This window comes from Trichocoleus sp. FACHB-262, from assembly GCF_014696035.1.
Lineage (GTDB): Bacteria > Cyanobacteriota > Cyanobacteriia > FACHB-46 > FACHB-46 > Trichocoleus.
In genome coordinates this window covers 1-7884 of sequence record NZ_JACJPK010000115.1, presented here as the reverse complement: position 1 = coordinate 7884, position 7884 = coordinate 1, and the positions used below count along the sequence as shown (strand labels likewise).

The following is a 7884-nucleotide window of genomic DNA, read 5'->3' as shown; positions in this document are numbered from 1 at the left end:
TCATTCAGGTGTGCATGACAAGCACCCAGTTGTTGAGGAGCCGTGTGAGGCGACAAGTCTCATGCACGGTTTTGCAGACCAGCGGAGTGGGTGACTGCTCCGCTGAGTTTAACGCTATCCCCTAATAGCTTCTCTAGTTCGATTCCTTGTCCTAAAAGCATTGCTGTGGCACAGAAGTAACCCCCGCAGTTTCCTCCTTAGGCAAGATTGCTCCTCTGAGGGGATCAGCAAGGATGAATAGCAGTTCGTGGAGTTGCCTGTTCCGGATTGGATTGGTTCATGTTAAACGAGTTTAGTTGGTCAACGGAGGGTAAAGAACTTCTATTTCAGGTCGAACTAATTCATCGAGCCATACCTGAGGGCCGGGCCGCACAAGTTGCTAAGCTTCTGGCTGCTAATACACCAGATGAGTTATTGACGGCTGAAGAGCAGCAACTTGTGGATGAAGTGTGTCGATTGTGGTTGAAGTGACGCAGTCAAGGTCGCTTAACCGGGCTATCCTCAGTTTTGTAAAATTTCAAGCTTTAGCAGGTCTGTAGGATGCCTAAACTGGTGAGTTCTCACTCTGTCTATTGCCGCCTTCTTAGCGATCGCCAGTATGTCACTGCTCCTAGGACGGCCCCTAAAAACGGGACAGTCCCAACGGCTAAAACGGCCCAGCCAGCTACGGAAGATGAAACGGGATAACTGCAACTCGCAGGTTCCTGGTTGCAAAAAACTGCGACGCTAGCTACCAAGACCAGCGGTAAGAGGGTAACAAGCCAACCCCCTAGTGTACAAGAGAGAATCAAATTTGCTTCATCATCGTTCCTAGAGTTTCCCAAGCGGTAGACCACAAAACCGAGCAAGAGGGCAAAATATAGCCCTGTCGCTGCTCCAACGACTGCCGTCAAGGTCATGTAAGCCAACGATAAATCGGAAAGTACCCCCAATAAGACAGTCAGCTTGAAGCTTAGCCACTCGCTATAGATAAGTCTGTGCATCCTTCAACAGTCAACATTGAATATCACGCATTTAAGCGCGAGTTCAGTGTTCTCACTCGCTTCCCAGCTTCTTAGTTTTGTCAGTCAAGCAGGGTGATCATGCCTGCTTAGAACTCTTATCTCTTTGAGCCTAACTTTCCAAGTCGCAAGAACAATGTCATACCCCTTGCAGCGGCAGCAAAATGACAAACTTTGTGCCCTGTCCCACTTCCGAAATTACCTTAATTTCTCCTCGATGCTTTTCAATAATCTGGTAGCAAATAGAGAGACCCAGCCCTGTGCCTTTACCAATCGATTTTGTTGTGAAAAAAGGATCAAAAAGTTTCGCTTGAACGTCAGGTGACATGCCTGAACCGTTATCACAAACCTGAATAGAAACGTGATGCTGATCTACTTGCTCTGTGCAAATGGTGATGCTAGGGACTGAGGGCTGGGCATGGAAAACTGAGGCTTGAGCGTTGTCCATACTGCATGCTTTATCGGTCACCTGGTATTCTTCCAATGCGTCGATCGCGTTTGCAATCAAATTCATGAATACTTGATTAAGCTGGGCTGGATAGCATTCTACCAATGGCAAAGCTCCATACTCCTTAGTCAAGTGAATGCCTTGCTTCAGACGATTATCGAGGATGAGCAGTGTATTTTCGATGCCTTCGTGAATATCAACAGGTTTCATTTCGGCTTCGTCTAGCCGAGAAAAATTGCGCAATGACAATACAATTTGCCGAATGCGTTCCGTCCCCATTTTCATAGAGGCAAAGAGCTTAGGCAGATCTTCCTCAATAAAATCTAAGTCGATCGCCTCAACGTATGTTTGCACAGCCACCGTTTGATGTGAGTTTTGTTGCCGATAGAGTTGAATCAACCCCAACAAATTCTGGGAGTATTCATCAGCGTGTTTGAGATTTCCGTGAATGAAACTGACGGGATTGTTGACTTCATGGGCAATACCAGCCACTAGCTGACCCAAACTAGACATTTTCTCACTTTGAATCAATTGGGATTGAGTTTGTCTAAGTTCTTGCAGGGCTTCAGTTAAATCTTGCGTACGCTCCTCAACCCGCTTTTCCATTGTCTGACGAGCTTGCTCTAAGGCACTGGTGTATTCTCCAACCCACTGCACTAATTGATTCAATGACGTTGCCAGTGACCCTACTTCATCCTGGGTGCTAATTGGGCTTTGCAACTTAAAGTTAGACTCTTGAACCACTGCTTTAGCAAACTCGGTCACTGATTGAAGCGGGCGGGCGATCGCGCGTGAAGTAGTGACCGCTAGTCTTACTGCCATGACCACAGACAACAGCATACTGCCTACGACAATTTGCATCCGCAGTGCTTCAGCTTGTGCCACCTGAGCGATCGCTTGCTCATGTTGCGCTTTGGCATCAGCTTTAAGCCGAGTCAAGCTCTCGGTCAATCGGTCTAGCTCAATGTTGGTTTTGCTGAAGGACGGGTTTGTTAGCGACGCTAGAAGCTGTTGTTGTGCGGCGGCTATTTCTGTTGCCGTTAAATCTGTAGGCTGCAACTGCTGCCACAGAAGTTCTGTCAGTTGCCGATAAGCCTCAATGTGAACGGTATAACTTTTTGCTAAGTCCTTTGATGCTTGGGCATCAATCGCTAATGCAGCAGCATGTTGGTCGGTGAAAGACTCAAATTCGACGAGCAGGGCTTTCACCTGATTCATTGAACCCAGAAACTTAGTTCTTTCATAGTCAAACCAGACCGATTCTCCCAGCACCCCCATCAGCCGTTGCGGATGAATCCTAATCAGATTAACCGTGTTCTCTAGCTCACTCAAAAGGTGTTGCTGCTGGCTTGTAAGCGCTTGTTCTTGCTGGGCTTTTCCCTGATAGTAATTTCCGCTCACCAACCCAATGGTTGTGCCCAAGATAGCTATCCCAATTGACAAAGCATAGCCAGCACTGATTTTGTGTGCAACGCTCCAATGCTGGCTCAGCCGTTTGAGCAAAGGCGTTTGTTGAGTGTACTCAATGGAGGAAAGTACAGAAGGGCTGTCCGTTCTTTTTACAAAACGTTGGATTGCTTGAAATAGCATAGAAAGCTAGCCTTATAGCTGGTTGCAGGCAGCGGAGTTGGCATTTAAGCAAGATGGTAAAAAGTGGTCTCGATCAAGAAACAGAGTTGCCCTGTCCAATGGCTTTATAAACATCACGAATCATGTTGTAGTCGGTGTCATTCACCTGCACCATCTTGGCCCCCTCAAATTTGTTGCCATCCGCAGGGGCGATCGCCTTCAATATCCGGTTCTGATTTTGCAATAGTCGCTGCTGAATTTGCCCCACAAAAGCTGGATCGAGCTGACTGCTTGCCACAAACGGATCAGCCGGTAAGGTAGGACCCTTAGCCAGAATCGGAAAGTCCTTTTCAGACAGTCCGTTAGACTTGAGAAACTTGTCATAGCGGCTGACCGAGCCACCCCAAGCAGCAACGGTGCCGTTCTGAAGCGCCGGTAATCCTTGCTTGCCCAAAAACTGAATTTTGAGGTCTGTTTTGGGATCTAAGCCGGCATCAATCAGTAGTTTGGTTGGTCCTAAGTGACCACTGGTTGAACCAACGTCCCACAGGGCGATCGTCTGACCACCTTTTAACCCTGCAACCGACTGAATCCCGCTGCCTACTTGTGTTGCAATGACACAGTAATACTTCTGACGCTCGATCGCGACGATCGGAATGGCCTTTGTTCTGGCACGCATCACAACATATTCTGATGGACCCGTAAACACCAAATCAACCTGATTAAGCTGAAGTGCAGAAGCAGCAGCAATGTAGCTTTCTACAGGAAAAAATTCAATTTTCTTCTCTAAGATTTCCTCTAGGAGAGTCTGCAAGGCTCCATAGTCTTTCTGCAAATCCTCAAGTCCTTTCACATCTGATACTGCAAAGCGCAGTTTCTCCGGTTGGCTGATCGTTTTTAACGTAGAAGCTTGCTTCGTTGAGGTGCGCGTGGCGGTCGTACAACCAGCAACAGCTAATAAGCTAGTGCAGAGGAAATGACGACGTTTCATAGTTTTGGCCGCTCCAATACTCCATAAAAGTACCCAAACTTTGCGCTTGATTAGCAACGGGACGGCTGAAAGAAGTGGAAACGAAACTGGTGTAAGTTCATCCATCAGCACTCAAACCTCATCAGCCGAGACGTTTCTAAACGCAGATAATGACGCTCTAGAAACGTCTCGGCTGATGAGATTATTCCCCTCGTCGCTGGAAGTAATCAACGGTATCCTTTCGCTACCTTTACACCAGAAACAGTCAAAAGCCAGACAGTTTGAGCCATTAAGTATCTAGTTGAGCCAACGGCTGAAAGCTTTTAGTTATAAGCTTTCTAGCCTTAGTGACCGAAATTTCTTCATTACTATACCAAGGCGAAGCTGGAAGGGAGGGCGATTGATTGCGAAACTTTTGTTAGTTACGGCTGAAACAATGTATGAGGCCAGTTAATGGCACAATCTCAGGTCAAGGCACCTGAAAGTGGCGCTGTTCCTGCTGATGGAAGGTGCTGCCCATCCTGAGAGTTATGGGCTGTGTGCATGGAGTCATTAATAATGGTGAGGAGCCATTGTTTTTATTTCAGTTGTGTCCCCAAGTGACGCCGGATATCATCTGGTTTCATTAAGTGAAAAGCCTGATCAAAATACTGCAATCGCTTGGGACTGTTGAGAGTTAGCGCTCACAGTTTCAGACACACGGCTTTAACTCAGATGAGTAGCGCGGGATACCGCTGCGGGTGATTAAGAGATATCCTGGCATCGAAGCTTGCAGGCAGTTCAACGTTATCTAGAGGTGTCAGAGCTGCAACTTGAGGGGCGATCGCTAGTGGATCCGTTCCTACTCGCTGAGCGCTACTTGCCTTGTTGCTCGTTGCAACAACCACAAAAGGGGTGATGTAACTCATTTTCTTGCTTAAGGGCTTGAAATCGGCTCACAAGACCGCGAATCTGGCCCAGCAAGTCCTTGAGTCTTGCGATTGTTTCAGCTTGTTGCGCTAATAGCTTCTCTATTTCATCTTCCACTTTTACCGTCCAACGAGTTTGGTTGTTAGCAAGCTTAAAGATGTTCGGCTAGTCTATTCTCTGTCTAAATAAAGAGAATATGGTAAGTTTATTCGTTTTCGATGCCTGTTCGGTGCTGAGGCTGACATCGCGACTTCAACAATTAACCAAGTCGATTGCCAAACCCTCGGACTGTGAGGATGTATTGAGGGCTGCTAGGGTCAGTCTCTATTTTTTCTCTCGCTAACGAATATGGACATCCACGGTTTTGGAATCTCCCATGAAGTCCAACCCCCAAACCTGCTCCAGTAAATCCTCGCGCGATCGGACTCGACCTGGATGCTTCATGAATATCTCCAAAAGCCCAAACTCTTTCGGGGAGAGTGTGACTTCTTTCCCTCGTAGTGTGACCCGACACTGGTGACGGTCTAGAGCTAGGTCTTGAAATCTCAGGACTTGTTCTTTGGGTTTAACAACAAAACCCTGATAATTACGCAGCAAAACTCGACACCGGGCAATGAGTTCCCTGAGACTAAAGGGCTTGGTCAAATAATCGTCAGCCCCCACTTCTAATCCCACGACAATATCAGCTTCTGCCGTTCTCGCACTGAGGATGAGAATTGGCGTCGAATGGCTCTGCTGGCGAATGAAACGACACACATCCAATCCACTAATGAACGGTAGCATGAGGTCCAGAATAATAAGATCGAATGGTTCGTCTCCTTCCCGTCGTTTAGGTGTAGCGTACTGAAGCCATTCGAGAGCTTCCCGACTTCTACTGCTACGACTTGAAATCCTTCTGCTTTCAAGGCCAGAGCGACTGTGTCCCGAATGGCTCCTTCATCTTCAACCAACAGAATCCTAGAGTGCTGAGGGGGCTGTGAAAGGACAAGAGCTTCGGGTGAATGCATAAAAGCGGTGGAGTTGAAATGAAGTCGTTGGCTCAAGCCAGGTAGTGAGAGAGCAGAAATCTAAGATGAGTCGTCAGCCTAGCTAAGTGAGTGAAGAGTGAAATCCTTCTTCAGTTGCGTCTGGAGCCAGAGGGCTAACCATACAATAGTGGCAATGAGCAGTAACTAGAAGGGCAGAGTATGACTAGCTGCTTAATCACCATAGAAGTGATCTTACAGGATTCAGCTTTAGAACTGGAACGAGTGATTGAGGCTGAATTGCAAAAGCAGGGAGAGCCGATTCACTGGGCTGTGACGGAAGTAGACTGCCAACGACAAAGAGTTTTAGTCGGTGCCCTCTTATGGCTGAAACCGGAACTCAGTTAAATCGTTTGTTTTTTCATCGTGCAACCATCTATTGCTGGTTGGTTCTGCAAGCTGGGGAGCTGTTAGGTGTCGTGTGACAACCAAGTTCTGGAAGGTAAGCGATCGCCCTACTAGTAGTTTTACTTCCTTTGAGCGAAAGAGCTGTTCCAGTATCTTCCCAAATCCGCAAGCAAGGGTTTACCTGGAATGCAACAGCTGTTGAACTCAGCGTCACAGAAGGTGAAAACCACGCTCCGTGGAAGCAAGCCTAGTAGCAGCGAATGACAATAAACTGACATTATCAATCGCGTAAACAGTGATCTAAGAGCGATCGCGCTAACCGAGAAACGGGATGCACTACAAGTTTGATGCAGAATTACAAACGCAGCTAATCTAAAGCGATTTCAAGAATTGCGTTGTTTAGAGTGACAGAGTTGTGCTTGAAAGAGAATCGCCGCTCTGAACTGACTCCCCTCCTTCTACAATGGCCAGTAACTCCAGTGCCCTCTTAACCTCAGCTTTCTTGGATTTCTCAGAAGTGTCAGTCTCGCTAGAAGACAAAGATTCTTCAACTATCCTGGCTGCTTTTTCGGCGGCCTGAAACAAAGCTAGTTTATAAGCTTCTTTTGCTTCGCCGCTTGTGGGTCCTTGAGCTGACATATCGTGACCTAACGTAAGTAAGTTGAGCCTGCTCTACCATCGTAAGTCTAAGCGCTCGTTTTGAGGGAGGCACAGCATTAAAGCTGACCTTCATCCCTTTTTAAGGGGCTTCTAATTTTTGTTAATTATAAGAAAATTTTTTAGTAAAACAATAGCATATTGATCTATTTCTGGGTATATAAACTTACTTATTTTTTGAGCAATACACTTAGTATTTATCTGCTCAAATCATATGTTTTTATAGAATAATAATGACAAATCTTTTAACGTATTTGAAAGGCTCAGTGCATTACTTATTTCTAGCTAAGAAATAGTCTTGAAGATATTTGTATAAAAAGCAATACGTCTACATTTTGATGGATTTCAGCTCGTCATTGCAGATTCGAACTGATTGTTCCTCCATTGATATAGATTTAGAAACATTGCGCTAGTTCTAGCCTTAATTCATCACTACTTAAATCGCGCTTAAAAGCTTCTTAATTTCTGAGTGTCAATTTTTGCATGGGGCTTATTTCTCAGGGTAGGCACCTATCAAATCAAAGTTGCGATTGGAATTCCTCTAACTCTAAGTAAAAAATCATTTTTATTTTTTAGAGGCACTCTCGTTTTTTACTCTAATCACGGATCACGGAAATTTGTATGGCTAAGAACGTCATTATCATGATTGGTGATGGGATGGGTTGGGAACCTGCTCGCGCTGCGGCGATCGCGAAGCAAATTCAACAAGGACAAATTGGCACTAAGCTAAGTGATTTTTATACAGAAGGTAAGGGTGAGGGGCTCAGCTTTCAAGGGCTGAAGAATTATGCCATTGCGACAACTTACGGCACGACTATTCCCAACCAGGAAGGCGTTTACAGTACTCACATCTTGCACCAAGGCTTGAAAGGTGAGAAGAAGGGGCGTGAAACCAATACTCTGCAAGAACAATGGATATTCTTGCCCACGCCCAAGAGCTAATCTACCACTTGCTCG

The 7884-nt window shown here is 46.1% G+C and carries 8 protein-coding genes; 3 read left to right on the top strand and 5 right to left on the bottom strand.

Annotated features, from left to right (window positions below):
• Positions 1 to 279: 279 nt before the first annotated feature.
• Entirely contained in the window at positions 280 to 471 is a 192-nt protein-coding gene (locus tag H6F68_RS27965) for a hypothetical protein (protein ID WP_190564175.1), read from the top strand.
• A gap of 98 nt (positions 472 to 569) precedes the next feature.
• Here H6F68_RS27965 and H6F68_RS27960 read toward each other — a convergent pair whose 3' ends face one another.
• From H6F68_RS27960 to H6F68_RS29925, 5 genes are all read right to left on the bottom strand, one after another.
• On the bottom strand, positions 570 to 983 hold the full coding sequence (locus H6F68_RS27960; RefSeq protein ID WP_190564173.1) for a hypothetical protein: 414 nt from the start codon (positions 981 to 983) through the stop codon (positions 570 to 572).
• 157 nt (positions 984 to 1140) lie between these two features.
• Entirely contained in the window at positions 1141 to 3039 is a 1899-nt protein-coding gene (locus tag H6F68_RS27955; protein WP_190564171.1) for a sensor histidine kinase, read from the bottom strand.
• A 73-nt stretch (positions 3040 to 3112) separates the two neighbouring features.
• Entirely contained in the window at positions 3113 to 4009 is an 897-nt protein-coding gene (phnD, locus tag H6F68_RS27950; protein WP_190564169.1) for a phosphate/phosphite/phosphonate ABC transporter substrate-binding protein, read from the bottom strand.
• Between the two features lie 689 nt (positions 4010 to 4698).
• Positions 4699 to 4896 carry a hypothetical protein gene (locus tag H6F68_RS27945; protein ID WP_190564167.1) on the bottom strand — a complete coding sequence of 66 codons (198 nt, stop codon included), beginning with the start codon at positions 4894 to 4896 and terminating at the stop codon, positions 4699 to 4701.
• A 340-nt stretch (positions 4897 to 5236) separates the two neighbouring features.
• Positions 5237 to 5680, bottom strand: a complete 444-nt coding sequence (locus H6F68_RS29925; protein WP_399315324.1) for a response regulator transcription factor — start codon at positions 5678 to 5680, stop codon at positions 5237 to 5239.
• 404 nt (positions 5681 to 6084) lie between these two features.
• Between H6F68_RS29925 and H6F68_RS27935 the strand changes: the two genes are divergently transcribed.
• Both H6F68_RS27935 and H6F68_RS28655 read left to right on the top strand, forming a co-directional pair.
• Positions 6085 to 6270, top strand: coding sequence for a hypothetical protein (locus tag H6F68_RS27935; protein WP_190564165.1), 186 nt, complete (start codon positions 6085 to 6087; stop codon positions 6268 to 6270).
• Positions 6271 to 7548: 1278 nt separating this feature from the next.
• The gene (locus H6F68_RS28655) at positions 7549 to 7869 is read left to right on the top strand and encodes a hypothetical protein (protein ID WP_199300455.1); all 321 of its coding nucleotides are present in this window, start codon (positions 7549 to 7551) and stop codon (positions 7867 to 7869) included.
• Positions 7870 to 7884: the final 15 nt, after the last annotated feature.